This is a genomic window from Legionella resiliens (assembly GCF_021344005.1).
GTDB classification, from domain to species: domain Bacteria; phylum Pseudomonadota; class Gammaproteobacteria; order Legionellales; family Legionellaceae; genus Legionella; species Legionella resiliens.
Map to the genome: position 1 here is coordinate 191,638 of NZ_JAJTND010000003.1, position 17,401 is coordinate 209,038.

Consider the following 17,401-nt stretch of genomic DNA (forward strand, 5'->3'; position numbering starts at 1 on the left):
AATCGCGGTATTATTGATATCCATAAGGGTTTCGTTTTTCGCCGTTTGCCCTTTTTTCAAAGTGTTGGTAGTCCTGAATATCATACCAATTTCCGGCCCAATCCCATCCATGTTTTGTAAACTCCTGATAGACGAAATCACCTTTAATAATTTTTCCAGGCGCAGGTGTATTGCGATCCATATAAAGAGCACCTTCCGGGGGATATATCGTTTTACCCTTGACGTAGGGGTTAATCAGTGGATTAATGTCAATTGCGCGCCCATAGCTGTGCTGCGAATACTCGCCGGGGCGACCAGTAATGGGGCGACAATTAAAGGCTGAGGTATTATTTGCTGTCATTGAGGCATTATCATCCCCTTGATATTTATCCATGAGTTCCATGCTTTGAATGGGAAATTGATGGTGAAAAAGAACCTTAAAAATGGTAATTACTTCATCGGCGAGTTCTTTGTTGACAATTAAAGTTCCTGTATGCGCCTTTTTATCAAACCCCCAATAAGAGAGGCGTATATAAGCTAAATCTTTCATGCTTACAGGACAACCTTGACGCCAGGTAAATTGATGCATTTTTTTCTGGATTCTTGGGGGAATAGGGTGAATGCTGCTGTGAAACATTGGACTTTTCCCTGCTTTAGCAAAAACAAGTGATGAAAATAACAGTGATGAAAGTAATATGGAATATAAACGTTTCATTTTTTTCTCATGTTTGGAAGCGAGAGATAATCATCATGATCCAAACTACAATTGCATTGATAATCGTAATAAAAACTGCGGCTGAACCGAGATCTTTTGCTTTTTTAGTTAGAGGATGCCATTCGCGACTTATTCGATTCAAAGTTATTTCGATTGCTGAATTCAATAATTCGGCAATTAAGACTAAAAATAACGTACTAATTAATAACGCTCGCTCAACGTAAGTTTGTCCTATAAAAAAGGCAAGAGGCAAAGCAATGATGCCAGCCAATAATTCAAGACGAAAGGCGAATTCGTCTTGAAAAGCAGCTTTTAATCCATAAAAAGAATAACGAGTGGCTTCTTTTAGTTTCAGAATTGTTTTAACTATGAGTTTGGGCATTCGATTAATCCTACAACGTGTTTTAAATTTTTTTAATGCTTGTTTCCAGTTCTACTGTTGGGTCAGGACATTTTGGCCAAGCTAGGGGAATGTAAAATAGACCCTAGTTTGTCTGAGATTGCTGTACTTTTCAAATAGATATTCCATAATAGACTTCTTTCAAGACGCTATTGCAACGCGTTTCGAAAGAAATCTAATAAAGCGAATAAGAACGTACTGATGTCAGTTCTCTATGAGGTTCAGTGTCATTATCTTAGATTTAGGGGTGTGGTATGGAGGAATGTTCTTACACAAGTCTGGTCGACTTACTGGAAAAAAAAGCAGAGAAAAATCCGGATTTTCCACTCTATACGTTCATAAACAAAAAAATGCAGGAAAGTAAGAGTCTGACTTATCAAGAGTTGGCAGAACAAGCAAAGAAAATAGCAAGTGTTCTCTGCGACGTAACATACCCTGGTGATCGGGTATTAATTATTTATCCTCCCGGCCTTGATTTTATTGCGGCCTTTTTTGGTTGTTTGTATGCAGGGGTTATTGCTGTACCTTCATATTCTTCTACTACTACAGATTGGGGCAAAAAATTCCAACATATTATTAAAAATTCCAATGCACGTGTTGTCCTGACCACAAAAGAGCTAGAACAACAAATCAAAAAATATAAAGATTATGAAGAGTTAAGATGTGTCATCACAGAAGATTGGGTCAATGTAATTGAGACATGGAGCCCTCCGTCTCTTAAGGAAGATCATCTCGCTTTGTTACAATACACTTCCGGATCCACCGGAAAACCCAAGGGAGTGATGATCAGTCATGGTAATTTGTTGCATAACTTATTTGCAATAGGAAAAGCAAATAGCCTCACTGAAGAAGATATTAGTGTTTCTTGGTTGCCTCATTATCATGATATGGGACTTATCGGAGGGATATTACAACCTGTTTTCAGTACGATTCCTGTAAAGCTGATGTCGCCATTGACTTTTTTGCAACGCCCAGCAATTTGGTTGGAAACAATGTCACACTATCGAGCTACAGCAACGGTTGCTCCTAATTTTGCTTATGATTTATGTGCAAGTAAAGTCACTGAGGAAGAAAAAAGCAGATTGGATTTAAGCAGTTTGCAATGTGCAATGAGTGGCTCAGAATCTATTCGCAAGACGACCCTCGAGCGTTTTCTTCAACGTTTTGCTTGTTGCGGCTTTTCGCCTGAGGCTTTTTATCCTTGCTATGGGCTTGCTGAATCCACCTTGATGGTCACAGGTGGACGTCGTAAACAAGGAATAAACAGTCAATGGGTAGATAAAAAAACATTAAATCAGAACAAGGTGCTTTATTGTAATGAAACGCATCCTGATGCCCGCAGTTTGATTAATTGCGGACAGCCCGTTGATAGTTGTTATCTTGCTATCGTGAATCCTGAGACTTTGCAGGAGTGTCCAGAACGAGAGGTTGGAGAAATATGGGTCGCAAGTAAAAGCGTTGCCCAGGGGTATTGGCAATCGCCTAAGGATACAAAACATAGTTTCAACGCATGTATTGCCAATAAAGAACATTCTTATTTACGCACAGGGGATATGGGTTATATGGATCAAGGGGCACTCTATGTAACGGGGCGCCTTAAAGATCTGATTATTATTCGTGGATGTAATTATTACCCACACGATTTGGAAGATACCATCCATACATGCCATCCTTATCTGCGTGAGTATGGCTGTGCCATTTTTTCAGTAGAAGAAAATGATGCGGAATTATTAATTATTGTTCAGGAAATTAAAAAGAAAGTTCAGACACTGAATTTAGAAGAAATCATCAGAACCATACGGAGTAATCTGCTGCAAATGCATGGGATTGATGCAGATATTGTGGTTCTTGTTGCTCCTAAATCAGTTCCCAAAACCACCAGCGGAAAAACGCAACGTTTGTTATGTAAGAAAAAATACCTGGGAGGAGATTTAGATATTATCTGTATCGATAAGCTCGCAAAGAATGAAGCAGAGAAGCCTGTAAAGACAATGAATTCTGAATCTTCAGATATTGATCAGATGCTCAAACCAATTTTTAATGAAGAGATTACGGTCTTAGATAAAGAAAAAAAGCTAAGCGAATTGGGGTTAAATTCAGTGCAATTGGGGGAGTTACACTATGTGCTTTCAACATATGCTGATAAAAACATATCCATTGAATTCTTGCTCGGGGATCCAAGCTTAGGCGAAATTATGGATTTATTCGCAGGGAAAACAGAGCAACAAAAACTGCATGAGCATCCCCCGATTGATCTGATTGCTGAGTTTAATCAATATAAAAGCATATCACCTCATATTACTTCTTTGCCCAAGGCTATGCCGCAACATGTATTGTTAACCGGGGGTACAGGTTTTTTAGGAGCTTATTTGCTGCGCGAGCTTTTATCCAATACGAGCTGGCAAATTACGTGTCTTGTTCAGGCCAGTTCACCCACGGCAGGGATAAGCAGAGTGATTAAAAACATGGAACACTATGGGGTGTGGAATCCGGTTTATCATGATCGAATTAACATCGTTTTAGGCAATTTGGAAAAAAACAACTTGGGCCTAGCTAAGCACGATTGGTATTATTTGGCAGATACTGTTGATCTTATTTTTCATGGAGCCGCAGTACTTAATTTTATTTATCCTTATCAAAAACTGGCAGCAAGTAATGTTTTCGGGACAAAACAACTCATCGAATTCGCTGGGTACAGACGGCTGAAAGCGCTGCATTATATTTCAACTGTGGGCTATTTTATGTCTGCTGATTTGGCAGATGATGTGGTAATCAATGAACGAACCGAGCTTGAACCAGAAGATGGAATTTATGGTGGCTATAATCAAACAAAGTGGTTGGCTGAGCGATTGGTATTTCATGCTCGTAACTCTAATATTCCAACAGTGATATACAGACCGAGTTTGATTACAGGGGAAAGTCAAACAGGATTCTGGAACCAGGAAGACGTGGTGTGTCGTATCCTCAAAGGATGTGTCGAACTGGGCGCGCGACCTTTATTAGATGTGGGTTTTAATTTTGTTCCAGTGGATTATGTCGCAAAGGCAATTGCTCGATTTGCTTTGGAAAGACCTTATCAATCGGATACCTATCATTTAATAAATCCGCAGGAAGTCGATGTCGATCAATTATTTGGATATGTTAAAGCCAAAGGTTTTAAGATAAAGGATGTCGCTTATCCTGATTGGGAAAAAATGATTAAGGAGAAAAACCAATTTGATCTGAATCACCCATTTTCTCCATTACGTCCTTTCTTTACGGAAAAAATATTACATAAAAACAGTTCGTTGTTTGATTTATATCTTCACAACAATAAGGCGAAAATTGATTGTACCTATACAAAAAACCAGTTAGGCAATCACGAAATTTACTGTGAAAAAATAGATGAAACGGTATTCAATAAATACCTTAATTATTTAATTCAGTGCGGATATTTAACCTAACACATCACTTACTTCCCGCTGCTTGTCCGCGGGATCCAGTTTTATTGCAAACTCCCTGGATCCTGCGGATAAACCCTGAGAGATGGTCACAAAAAGTGACCATCTCTCAGGCATAAAGCGCGGTACGTAGAGAAAGCGGTACGTAGAGAAATTTAAAGCAGTACGTAGAGAAACTTAAGTGGTACATGATAAATTTAAAAAACTGACGATCGTTCAGGGATAAACCGCGGGACGTAGGGTAAATTGAGGATATCGTAGGTTATTTAACTCAAGTCACTGAAGAAGCAAAGAGTTAAGAAGTTTGCTGTAGAATTAAGCGAGTGGTAGCGTAAAAAGAAGGAACAGTCTATGTGCTATATTTTTACAGGAGCATGTTGATTAGGAAAAAAGTATGCCACGTATTCAACACATTACATCATTGCCTAATGATAAAGGGATTGATGTGTGTGAACTTGTAAAAGAACACCACTTTGGTTTGTATGAAACCATAGGCGCGCGTCCGAGCCAAGAGGATGCTGCCTTTGCATGTTGGTATGCACGAGAGCATTTTAAATACCTAACCCCCCAAGAGATTGGCCGTCGGTTGTGGACGAGTTATCATCTGGTAAATATTTTAGGACGTAATATGATGTATGGGGGGACTACCGCATCAACGACCGTGTATGACGGACATGGAGCTTTGATCACCGCTACATTGGCGGACTCTCTCTCTTTTGCAGCGATTTTCGACAAGCAAGGGGAGATAACAGGTGTAGTACGTTTAAATAATATTATTCATCATCCCAATGTTGAGCTAGAGCGTATCCAAAGAGCAGGAGGGACAGTCTTTTTTGATCGCATCAATGGCCAGTTGGCTGTATCCCGTGCAATAGGCGATTTTGATTATAATGCTGAGGTAGTTTGTGCTGATGCAAGTATCGATGTCAATTACCTCGATGAGATCTATGAACATATAGGTATCTCCAAAGAAAACGTAGGAAAAGTGCAATTGATTACGACATGTGATGGTTTTACCGAGCCTTTAGCGTTCCAGACTAAAAAAGAGCATGAACAATGGCTTTTAAATTGTTTAAAGGAAATACCCTCAGCAAGTGCGCTAGAGGAACAGCTATTAGCAAAAATGCTTGCCAATAAAGCCCTCGAATGGGGCTCACGAGACAATATTTCAATTGCTGTACAAACGCTTTCTCTAAATGTACCTTTTTTGGTAGGGATCTATGATGGTCACGGGGGAAAAGGTGCTTCACGCTACACCGCGGAGAATATTGGCGCTATTTTTGACTATCAGTGTTCTTTAACTCAAGAGGCCTACGCACAACAATCGTTGAGTGCAGATAAAAACTTCACGATATATTATCGCGATAATAAAGATCGGGAATGGTATGAACCTTTAGCAGATGCCGCTAAAAAAGAAAGAGAGTCTGAACTCTCTAAATCTGGGGGTGTGCGCGCGCAAATGCAATTATTGATGAAGCAAGCTGAAGCATATAAAGAAAAAGAAGCGGATAAGAAAGGGGGAGAAGTTTTGGCAGCTGCTGTGCAAAATTTTTATGAAGTGATGGATGTACTGTGTCATCACTATACTGATTTAACTCTAAGCAAAGAAGAGTTGGGTGAATGCGTGAGCTACATTCTCAGCTACGATACACCCTATCAATTTACCCCTGCGCGGTATTCATTTTTGTCACTAAATTTCAAAAAATGTAAGGAAGATGCAGAACTAATTAAAAAGAATGATTTGTTCCTGCAAATAATAAGGAACTTAACCCGTGTAGTTTGACTCCATCCTGCAAATCCAGAATTCCTGACACGTTCATGCGGAAAATATCAGGTGCGCAAGAGCTCTAATAATTTAGCCACACCATTCGTGTTATAATTATTTTTTATCATTTTATGGAGAAATATGGTGCAAGAGTTTTTATCGATTAGCGTGTTAATTATGTTAGCGGCAATTTCTCCAGGTCCTGATTTCGCTCTAGTCACCAAGAATTCCCTACTTTATTCCAGACGAGCAGGAATCTATACCGCTCTTGGTGTTTCAGCGAGTCTATTGATTCATGCAAGTTACTGTATCTTGGGATTGGCTTTTGTGATTTCGCAATCATTACTTGCGTTCAGTATTATCAAATACTTAGGAGCAGCGTACCTTATTTATATAGGTATCAAAAGCTTATTAGCTAAGCGTGAAATGATGAAGCTGAATGCAAATCATTCAAGGTATTCCATCACGGGTTTGCAGGCGTTTAAACAAGGTTTGTTGTGTAATCTTTTAAATCCCAAAGCAATCATGTTTTTACTGGCATTTTTTACTTTGGTTGTAAAACCGGGGCATTCCATTATCACGGAATTGGGTTATGGAGTAGAGATCGCTTTAATTCATATGATTTGGTTTTCCAGCCTTGCCTACCTGCTTACCCATCAGTATGTCCAATCCAATCTGAATCGTTTGCAATATTATATTGTTAAAATTATGGGAGGTTTACTGGTTGCTTTTGGCATAAGGATAGCAAGCTTAAGTCATGCCGCTATGGGGAGATAGTATTAACTGAGTAGTTTTACCCTGTTCCTGCCATGGATTCACTTGTGCCCATGTTATGGAAGACTTGGATATTCATTGCCTTGCCCCACGGGGATTTTTCGAGGCTCCGATCGCAGAATAGCGATGAGCGTGGCAAAAGCACAAATCAATAGGTATAGAGCGGGTGCTTCAGGTAATTTCAAGGCCTGGATGAGTTGAGTAAAAGCAAGAGGGGCAACTCCCCCAAATAAGGCAATACCCAGACTGTAGCTGAATCCAACCCCAGAGTAACGTAAATGCGCTGGGAATGACTCACTAATAAGGACTACATAACTGCCATTGATCATTGCACCAAATAAAGCGAAACATAAGGTGAAAATCCAAATAAAAGACTCACCAAAATGATTCAGACCGTAAAAAAGTGGGTAACAGGATAAAATCAATAGTAAGGCGCCAATCATAAGTAGTTTTTTACGATTCCAACGATCCGATAGGCTGCCAAAGACCGCAGTGAGTACTGCAAAACTTAAAAAACTTACTAAATTAATTAAATAAGTATGTGTTACCTTAAGTTTCACGATAGAAGTAAGATAGGCGGGCAAATACAAAAAAAGCGAAATAATGCTGGACGAAACGGCAGTAAATAAAAAAGCATGGAACAATTTTTCCCATGATAAGGTCCACAATCCCCAAAAGGGCTGATGATGTATTTTTTCTTCTTTTACCATAGTTAGAAAAACAGGAGTTTCAATCGACTGTCTGCGAATAATATAGCTAATAATCCCTAAGCCAAACCCAATTATAAAAGGAATACGCCAGCCCCAGGCCATCATTTGCTCCTGATTTAATAGTAATGTAAGAATAAACCCTACTAATGCTCCCAGACTATTACCAAGGGTAATGCACATGAATACAAGACCAATAGCAAATCCTCGCTGCTCCTGAGGAACGTGTTCGATCGTAAATACGGCGGCTCCAGGAATTTCTCCACCAACAGAGAATCCTTGCATCAATCGTAAAAAAATTAGGATGATGGGAGCGGTAACTCCAATGGATTGATAATTAGGTAAACATCCCATAAGCAAAGTTGCGGTTGCCATCATAAAAACGGCAAGTGAAAATGCAGATTTTCGACCGAATTTATCGCCTAAGTGACCAAAAACCATACCCCCTACAGGTCGTGCTAAATACCCGAGCGCAAAGACGGCAAAAGTATTAATTAATCCAATAAGGGTGTCAGTGTTTGCGAAAAAATTTTGACTAATGTAGGACGCGAAGAGTGCGTAAATCGTAAAATCATAAAACTCTAATGCGCCGCCTAAGGCCGTAAGTGCTACAATTTTATATTGCTCTTTATTCATGATTTTTTCTTTATTTTGGGTGCAAAAGGTGTAACTCATTCCATACATAACCATAATTAATCGTGACATCTGCTATCGGTTTATCCCGTCAAGCTAAGAGTATTTAGTGTTTAATTTACTCAATTAGCAAGTGCATCTGTCATCCGCCGCAGGCGGGGATCCATTTATATTTGGCAATGTTGCTTAATCATGGATGGATTCCTGCATTCGCAGGGACAACATCCGCATTCTTCTTAGATTAACGGCCATTGAGCTATCATGTTGCATTGATTTTGACCTCGAGATGTTTTTTTTACAAGAGAGAATTGAAAATTAACAGCATAATTTTTTTTTGAGCTTATGCCATGAGTGAGTATTGATTGACTGAACTTCTTCATATACTGGGTGAGTGGATTTCCGGGACTTGAATATCCCGGAGTTCAAGACTAGCGTATTTGCAGGAATTCGTTGCAGGCAGCTACTGGCTCATCATTACGTTCTGTAATAGATTGAAATATACTTAATCGATGGAGTTTTTTTGAACTAATATGATACTAAGAATAGTTTTGTTTCTATGCGCCCATTTTTTGGGTATGAAATTTAAATAAACAATAACACTTAACTTTTTGATCTAATTAGCAAATAATCTTAGAAAAAGGAGTCGGAACTTTCTTTTTCTAGAAAAATAAAATGAAACGAAATAAAAGGAATTGTAAATGCAATCAAAAATGGATAAACCTCATATTCAATTAGCTGCCATGTCACGTTGGTATGTCGTTTCACGCGCATTGCATGCCGTAGCTAAATTAGGTGTAGCAAATCATTTGTCATCTGGGCCTAAACGGATTGAAGAATTGGCCAAGGTTACAGAAAGTAAGCCGGAATTGCTCGATAGAGTATTAAAGTTTCTAAGTGGTTATGATTTATTTCATTACGACAAGGGTTTTTATTCGTTGACTGAATTATCCAAACCGCTGTGTGACGATGACCCTCATTCCATGCGCGATGTATTGTGTATGGTGGATGATACTTGGTGGCAAGCTTTTTCTCAGCTGGATGTGAGTCTTCATACTGGAAAGCCAGCATTTGAAATACAACATGGCGATGATTTTTTTAGTTTTCTTAGTAAAAATTTAAAGAAACAGCAGAATTTTGATAGAGGAATGGCCAAATTATCTTCTTATGATGAGGCAGCGATTAGCCATGCATTCAACTTCTCTGTATTTTCCAGTTTAGTTGATATGGGTGGGGGGCGCGGAGGACTGGTGCAAGCAATTACCAACCAATACCCCGAATTAAACGTGATTCTTTTTGATACCCCAGCAGTTATTTGTCAATTGGATTCTAATAAGTTCTCCAGTAAAGTCACGCTTCAGGAAGGAGATTTTTTTGCAACAATCCCATCAGCAGATTCCTATATTTTTAAAGGAGTATTGCATGATTTTAATGATGAAATGATGCATAAAATATTAAAAAACTGTGCCGATCAAATGTCCGAAAATGCAACTTTATTTATTGCTGAACAAGTCATGCCAGATGATGACAAACCACATCCAAATAAAACAATGGATATTGTGATGATGGTCTTATTGGGAGGTAGACAACGCACCTTATCTGAATGGCAGAAATCAATTGAACCGGCAGGATTTACTTTTAAGCACAGTTATCCGACGAATAGTTTATTTACTTTAATGGAATTTAAACCTAAGAAGTAAGGCGGGTGAAGACGAAACTTCTTAGGGTAGGCATCCTATTGGGGAGAAGTGATTTTCTGCACAGCTCTTTCTATAGGATTTAATTGGGTGATTAATTGCATTTAAACTAAAATTTAGTTTTTTACAGAGGATTTTTATGACAACTATTTCATTTTCGCAGTTGAATTGGTTTGATAATGTGAATGATAGGCCACATCCTTGGCCCGGATTAAATTGGTTAACAGCCATGTTAGTGGTTGCGGATGTAAAAAAAGCAATGAATTTTTATGCAGAAGTTTTTGGTATTGTGCCAATTTTTGAATTACCTGACGAAGCGGGGCAAGTTGTTTTTGCGCGAATGCGTTATCGAGGAACAAATTTCACATTAAATCAGGAAGGTGCATTTAACTTTGATGGTAAATCTCCTGTGGAAACGAATACCACTCCACCATTTATCTTTTATATCTATGTTGATGATGTAGAAAAAATTTACACTAAGGCATTACAAAAAGGGTGTAAATCAATGGAAGAACCACACATAGAATTTTGGGGTGATAAAAAAGCTCGCCTTAGAGATCCTTTTGGCTATATCTGGGATATCGCTTTTAAAGTGGGCGAATGAGTTAAAACTATAGTCTGAGTCATTATTCAATCAATAGTGCACTACGTCCCGCGGCTTGTCCGCGGGATCCAGTTTTTATTGCAAACGTCCTGGATCCCGCGGACAAGCCGCGGGACGTGGGAATAAGGCGTGGGAATAAGGCGGTGGGAATAAAAAGATAAAACTGACACGTGGAACTCGAGTTTCCCTGCACTGCTACACTAATCATGATGTAACATAGAGCAAAAAATATTGTGCGGATCATAGAGTTCCTTTAGTTTAAGCCAATCAGCGTATTGCTCTTCGAAATGTTTTTGCCAAAATTTTTTATCTGGAGCGTCTCCTAAATATCCGGAAAGATAACGCTTGCCGCCTTGGGGTAAAAACAGCGCGTCCAGTTGTTTAATTGTTTCTAAACAACTCGGAATCAATGCATTAGGTAAGCCGGGATTAAGGATCATGAGGGCGAAAATATTTTTGTCTTTAGGAAGTTGTAAAAAACCAACAGGAGGATGGGACGCGATCTGTGCGAGATGTACTACTGTAGCGTAGTGTAAAGGCAAAGCTGCTAATAACTCTTCCAGATTATTTAATTGTGAACCGGGTATAAAACACTCATACCACGGATGTTGCAATTCCCATTGCCCGGTCATTTTCATTGCATTAAAACGAGAATCATGACGATGTAAATAAGAGTGGATTGATTCATCCTGGGTATGGAGTAAACGCCAGGGCTTTAACCCCAAATCATGAAAATCAGGTGGCAGAGTATCATGCTCTAGAGCTACATGAATGGAATAAAACCATTGGGCAAAAGGCAATCTCCCTTTTCCGGATAACTTCGCGCCTTGTAGGGCGGGGGTGCAAAATGATTCTACATAATCTGCTTTTGTTTGACATAAACGCAAATCATTAAGCCATTCGTCTTTATCCAAATAGATCAAGAAGAAGGTCCTGACATTATTTAAACAAGGTCTTAAGGCAATGCAGGCTTTGGTAATCAGACCAAAACGTCCTTGTCCACCCAAGCATGCGTGCATTAAAGAAGATTGTTCGTCTGCTTTTACCAATTCTCCGTTAGCTTTCAATACCTCCAAGGCTTTGACATGGGCAATTACACTACCGTATTTACATGATGAGGCACCCATCCCTCCTGCAGAGAGCACGCCGCCCACTGATAAATTACAATTATGAGGTACTACGTAAGGAATGAGAGATTGCTTTAACGAATTATCCAATAAAGCAGCCCAGGAAGTATTTGCTTCTACCCAAATGGACTCTGAATCAGCTTCCGATGCATGATCGAAGTGCTTCATATTGAGGATCACCCCACCGGGAACTGCAAGCGATTGGCCGCTTTGGCTCATGCCATTGCCGCGAAGCGTTACCGGTAATTGATTTTCATGAGCATGGTGAATGAATGATTGCGCCTCCTCAGTAGTCTCGGGTTCAAAAACAGCTACCGGAGCGGAATGAATCAACTTGCCAAAATCTTCACGAAAAAAAACAAGCGAATGCTCATCACTGAGCATCGCTTGTCCAAACTTTTTCTTACACTGCTTTATTTGAGATAAGCTCCACTGGTTCTTTGTTTGCCGCATCTTGCTGATTCCTTTGTTTTGCCAATTCAAGTCTTCGATTACAAGCAATAATCAAGCCATCGAACATTTTGTTAAACGCATCATAACAACGGTCAACCAATTTTAATGCTTCGCGTCGAGTATGGACTGCTATTTGTCTTGAAAACAAAGAGCGCTCCATTTCTTCTTCGAACAAGGCATGAGCCATTTCTACTTCCAAATGTGATGTGGAGAAATATTGAAGGTTTTTATCTTCCCCAGTTTTTTTCACTTGTTTTGAAACTTTTTCAAAGAAAACGTGTCCGGATGATTCAATAGTTAAAAGGAGAACAATATTCAGAATTTCATCATTTGCTTTATAAACCTCGGCTAAAATAGCATAAGCAGCATCGCGAGTGAGTTGGGTTTCTTTGCTGTAGAGCCAACTTACATCGTTCGTATCATTCACTGAATCGATATTCACTGCCCCCATATATTTTTTATCATGTAGAAACCATTTTTCATGGCCTGCATCTTCGAGCCTGTGATGACGGGCAACTTTTCTTAAGTATGGGTCAGTCACTCGTTCTTCGTTGATTCTTAGAATATCTTGGAAGGTCATAGCCCAAAAAGTAAGTTCTGGAACAAAGTAACTCAATTCTTTTAAACTTTTCAATTGTTCAAGTATTTCAAAAAAAGGATGATTCATGAATTCTTGTTGTTTGGAATCAATATAATCTTGTATGATTTTCATAGCCATCTCCATGAGAATTTTGTTGGACACTTTGAACAATGCATGACGCATACCAACTTTTTCCTCTTTATTTCTCGCAAAAACTATGAAAAAAGGATATTTTTGCTTTTTTTCATAGAAAAAAAGCGTGATCTGCCAATAAAAAATGCGCAAAAAATACCCCGTGTGTCAAATTTTTGACAAAGTAACCCCTTGAATTTTTTGCCTATTTTAAAATTCAAATCAATTTAGCCAATTTTTTGTCATATTGTTTAAGTTCTTTCTCTACTTTAGTCCAATCTATCTCTTCAATTCGCTCCACTTGGTCAGATATTTTATTTAAAAACTTCGTTTGTAACTCCCCGTGTGCTTGTGCTTCAGCATAAGGAGTATTAGTAAACATTACCAAAACATGCTTTGAAATATAATCTTCTGGATACCGATGCATTAATTCGAGCTCCAGTTGTTTTTTTAAGTTGAATCGTCTATCTCTGATGTCGACTTGAATTTCATGGAAGTTATCCATAGACATTTGCGCCACTGCATCAGTATTTACTTTCCTTGATTGATAGAAAGCGGGCATTACCTTCTTCCAATCATCATGATATTTATCTAAAAGCTCGTTTAAAATACGACAATCTTCAAACGCACTATTCATGCCTTGACCAAAAAAGGGTACAACTCCATGCGCGGCATCTCCGATTAACAGGCATTGATCCTGGTAATACCATGGATCGCATTTTATAGTACTCATATTACCTGTAGGATGTTGGGTAAACTCTTCAATTAAGTTGGGCATTTCAGCATATGCATCTGGGAATGTTTTTTTAAAAAAAGCTTTAATTTTCAACTCATTATCCAATTCTGCAAAGCCATTTTTTCCCTCATAAGGCAAGAATAAGGAGCCTGTAATTGAGTGATTAAGATTAGGATTGCCTAACAACAAAAAGGCATCCCTTGGCCAGAGGTGTAAATGTTCATGAATAAGATGATTTTGAGCAGGCTCACCAATTGAGAGCTCTTTATATCCATAAGGCAAGTAAGTACGTGATGCATGCACTAAGTGATTTGTATGAAGTTGTTCACGCACTGCAGAACCTGCCCCATCAGCCCCAATTAGAAGTTCATAGTTTCGTTTTAAAATGGTGCCATCAGGTAATTTAAAGAGGACGATTTTTTTATCGACATTCAAATCGATGAGTTTCGTGCTGAAATTGAGTTTAACTTTAGGATATTTTTCTGCTTCATTTAGCAATAACTTATTGAGATCATTACGTTGAATTGCATTAATGTATTCATTTTGATGTCGGCCAAAAGATTGAAATTTAATCTGCCCCTGCATTTCATGAATCGCACGAGCACGCATGGGAACCATAAGTTTTTTCACCTGCGGCATGATGCCTACACCTGCCATGCCGGTAATGCCGCGACAGGACAAAGCCAGGTTAATTGAACGCCCATCATCTGTACGCATGGCCCTAAGATCTGGCCGTGCATCAAATAATTCAAGTTTATATCCTCTTTTTGCCAAATAGAGGGCGAGTAAGCTCCCTGCCAAACCCGAACCAACAATGGTTACCTCTTTCATTCCAGTCTCCTTAGAACGATTGCAGCCTTAAATGAAGCAGGGATTTAACCCGAGTTTGAGTTACAAAATCCTCAAGACCCATTCTATTCACTACATTCAGGCGACAGACAATTACTACGACTGCATTAAAATTCTTTATAACCTTCGTTATGCTGTTTCTGCTGTATTCATTTACTGCATGGAAACTTCTAACTTCTCGAAACAGCGATAGCTTGTACTCAAGCAAAATCTACCGGTTACACAAGAGTTTCTATTTAATAAAATCAATTCAACATAAAAACACTCTAAATACATCGCATCGTAATTTTTTCACAGCAAAAATCATACCGACTTGAAAAGAATTCGTGAAAAGGATAGGAAATCCCAACTCGAGGTTAGGAAAATTTTTCTAGGTTTAAATATGATGCATAATAAAATCTTTTAATTCTTCCGCTTTTTGTGGCATTGCAAAATAATAGCCCTGTGCGTAGTCACAGCCATGCTGCATAATAAAGTCTCGTTGTAACTCTGTTTCTACTCCTTCAGCTAATACTTCCAAATTTAAGCTATGACCCAAATTGATAATTGCTTTTGTGATCGCGGCATCATTTTCCCGATTGACTAACTCACTGATAAAAGAACGATCAATTTTTAATTTATCAACAGGAAATTGCTTGAGATAGGATAAACTGGAATAGCCAGTACCGAAATCATCAATCACTAATTTTGTTCCCATGTCTTTCAATTCATACATTGTTTCAACAGCATGTTTTACATTATCAACAAGTAAGCTTTCTGTGAGTTCCAATTCCAAAAATTTAGCAGGTAAACCTGTTTCAAGAAGAATTTTTTCGATTACCTCAGGTAAATGCGCTTGACGGAATTGACGACCAGAGATATTTACCGCAACAGTGAGTTGGTCATAACCTTGATGATGCCAGCGTACAAGCTGACTGCATGCTTCTTGCAAAACCCACATGCCAATATCAAGAATTAAGCCATTCTCCTCAGCCATGCCTATAAAATCATTGGGAGGAACATCTCCTAAAATATGGCTGTGCCAACGCAACAATGCCTCGAAGCCAATAATTTTATTTGTAGTTAAATTAATGAAGGGTTGATACACCAGATGGAATTCATTTCTCTTGAGCGAATCACGTAATGCATTGTCAAGTTGCATGCGATTAATGACACGCATGTTCATTTCTTTATCATATGTGCGATATGTATTGCGTCCGTTATCTTTCGCATGATACATCGACAAATCAGCACTCTTCATTAAAGATTCATAACCATCGCCATCTTTAGGGTAGTAGCTTATCCCTATACTGCCCGTGATTTTTAAATTATGCTGATCAATCTGAAAGGGCTTGGCTATCGATGTAAGTATTTCTTCCGCTTTTTGTTCTGCTTGCATTTCGGTGGCAATGTCCTGCAACAAAACAACAAATTCATCGCCTCCTAAGCGACAAACGGTATCAAAATCATCAGTAGCAAGAAGCAAACGGTTAGAGACGGCCTGCAAAAGCCTGTCCCCAATGTTATGTCCCAAAGTATCGTTTGTCATTTTGAAGTGATCCAGATCAAGGAATAAAAAGGCTAATATGGCCCTTTTTTTCTTGGCTTGTAAAATTGCTTGATCTACACGGTCGATTAATAAAACGCGATTGGGTAATTCTGTGAGCGAATCATGAGTTGCTTGTTGAATTAATTGTTGTTCCAGTTCGCGACGCTGAGTGACATCATTAAGAATACAGACATAATGTCTCACGTTATCGAATGAATCTCTGACAGGAGCAACACCTACTTCAGCCCAAAAAACTTCGCCACTGCGCCGGTAACTTTCCAATTCTACCGTTTCTTCACGTAACTCTTTTATTGCCAGGTTTATCCGCTTCTGGTTCACATGTTCTATCTTGCTTCCATGCAAAAACGCAAGATTTTGTCCTAATATCTGTCTTTCACTATATCCCGTAATGCGTTCAAAGGCTTTATTCACATAAATAATAGGCAAATCAGGTTTAGAAATATCAAGAATCGCAACACCATGTGTACTTGCTTCTATGGCGCGCTCTCGAATGCGAAGTTCATCTTCTTCCATCAATTTCTGAGTTATATCCCTGAAACTGTATACTCTTCCAACAATTTCGGAGCCTATTCGCTGTGGTTGGGTGAACCGTTCAAAAATTCGTCCATCTTTAAAATGCAAAACGGGTAATTCTCCTTGCCATTCCGGATTTTCATAAAGATATTTCACATCAGCAATTACTGCTTCAGGATTGCTTAGTTGTTGTAAAATATATTCAAAACCAATACTCTCGGTACCTGATTCCAGCATATGAGAAGGAATTCGCCACATTTCTACAAATTTTTGATTCCAATCGACCACTTGTCCTTTGCCGTTTACCATCATGATACCGTCTGCGGTGGACTCAAGCGTGGCACGTAACAGGGATAGGGATTTTTCCAATTCTATATTTTTTTCAAGAATATCATGGGTTTTTACATTAATATTTTCTGAAAGGGGGGCTTTAATAGAACGCTGGAATTCGGGTTGGGCGTGATACCATTTTTCAAGAAGGATAGATAAGTTAGGCGTTGGTGTAATCATTCCTAATTCTTCACATACATTCGTAAGCGATGGCTCGCGGCCTTGCTTTTTAACATGTTCTGCAGCCTGGGCCACTTTTTGGTAATCTATTTGACGTCTCGCCATGTTCCCTCACCCGTTCCCTCTAGACTTTGTAAATGAATCTCTATTGTTCTAAGTTAGGTTATTAAATTATATACCTTTAATGCATTTTTTGCTTAAATAGATTCCAAGAAGAAATATAAAAGAGAAAGGGTAAGAT

12 protein-coding genes are annotated in these 17,401 nt (G+C 38.9%); 5 read left to right on the forward strand and 7 right to left on the reverse strand.

The window, feature by feature from the left end:
* Window positions 1-10 precede the first annotated feature (10 nt).
* Window positions 11-694 carry a M15 family metallopeptidase gene (locus LXO92_RS04510; protein ID WP_182351527.1) on the reverse strand — a complete coding sequence of 228 codons (684 nt, stop codon included), beginning with the start codon at window positions 692-694 and terminating at the stop codon, window positions 11-13.
* A 7-nt stretch (window positions 695-701) separates the two neighbouring features.
* Window positions 702-1,076: a diacylglycerol kinase gene (locus LXO92_RS04515; RefSeq protein ID WP_182351528.1), complete on the reverse strand. Its 375-nt coding sequence runs from the start codon at window positions 1,074-1,076 to the stop codon at window positions 702-704.
* A 272-nt stretch (window positions 1,077-1,348) separates the two neighbouring features.
* Here LXO92_RS04515 and LXO92_RS04520 point away from each other — a divergent pair, with 272 nt between their 5' ends.
* The 3 genes from LXO92_RS04520 (at window position 1,349) to LXO92_RS04530 (ending at window position 7,076) form a co-directional block, all read left to right on the forward strand.
* Window positions 1,349-4,537, forward strand: coding sequence for a thioester reductase domain-containing protein (locus LXO92_RS04520; RefSeq protein WP_232890449.1), 3,189 nt, complete (start codon window positions 1,349-1,351; stop codon window positions 4,535-4,537).
* Window positions 4,538-4,928: 391 nt separating this feature from the next.
* Entirely contained in the window at window positions 4,929-6,317 is a 1,389-nt protein-coding gene (locus LXO92_RS04525) for a PP2C family serine/threonine-protein phosphatase (protein WP_182351530.1), read from the forward strand.
* 123 nt (window positions 6,318-6,440) lie between these two features.
* A complete protein-coding gene (locus LXO92_RS04530; protein ID WP_232890450.1) occupies window positions 6,441-7,076 on the forward strand; it encodes a LysE family transporter in 636 nt (211 codons plus the stop codon).
* A gap of 53 nt (window positions 7,077-7,129) precedes the next feature.
* Here LXO92_RS04530 and LXO92_RS04535 read toward each other — a convergent pair whose 3' ends face one another.
* Window positions 7,130-8,485, reverse strand: coding sequence for an MFS transporter (locus LXO92_RS04535; protein ID WP_182351531.1), 1,356 nt, complete (start codon window positions 8,483-8,485; stop codon window positions 7,130-7,132).
* Between the two features lie 626 nt (window positions 8,486-9,111).
* Between LXO92_RS04535 and LXO92_RS04540 the strand changes: the two genes are divergently transcribed.
* Window positions 9,112-10,110 (forward strand): methyltransferase, encoded by a 999-nt coding sequence (locus tag LXO92_RS04540; protein WP_182351532.1) that lies wholly within the window; start codon window positions 9,112-9,114, stop codon window positions 10,108-10,110.
* Window positions 10,111-10,246: 136 nt separating this feature from the next.
* Complete coding sequence (locus tag LXO92_RS04545) at window positions 10,247-10,711, forward strand: VOC family protein (RefSeq protein ID WP_182351533.1); 465 nt, start codon at window positions 10,247-10,249, stop codon at window positions 10,709-10,711.
* A gap of 200 nt (window positions 10,712-10,911) precedes the next feature.
* On the opposite strand, the gene LXO92_RS04550 is transcribed toward LXO92_RS04545, so the two are convergent.
* The 4 genes from LXO92_RS04550 to LXO92_RS04565 form a co-directional block, all read right to left on the reverse strand.
* Window positions 10,912-12,291 (reverse strand): FAD-binding protein, encoded by a 1,380-nt coding sequence (locus LXO92_RS04550; RefSeq protein ID WP_182351534.1) that lies wholly within the window; start codon window positions 12,289-12,291, stop codon window positions 10,912-10,914.
* Window positions 12,242-13,003 (reverse strand): hypothetical protein, encoded by a 762-nt coding sequence (locus LXO92_RS04555; RefSeq protein ID WP_182351535.1) that lies wholly within the window; start codon window positions 13,001-13,003, stop codon window positions 12,242-12,244. The genes LXO92_RS04550 and LXO92_RS04555 overlap by 50 nt, the downstream gene beginning before the upstream one ends.
* A gap of 217 nt (window positions 13,004-13,220) precedes the next feature.
* Window positions 13,221-14,570: an FAD-dependent oxidoreductase gene (locus LXO92_RS04560; protein WP_182351536.1), complete on the reverse strand. Its 1,350-nt coding sequence runs from the start codon at window positions 14,568-14,570 to the stop codon at window positions 13,221-13,223.
* Between the two features lie 394 nt (window positions 14,571-14,964).
* Window positions 14,965-17,265: a bifunctional diguanylate cyclase/phosphodiesterase gene (locus LXO92_RS04565; RefSeq protein ID WP_182351537.1), complete on the reverse strand. Its 2,301-nt coding sequence runs from the start codon at window positions 17,263-17,265 to the stop codon at window positions 14,965-14,967.
* Window positions 17,266-17,401 lie beyond the last annotated feature (136 nt).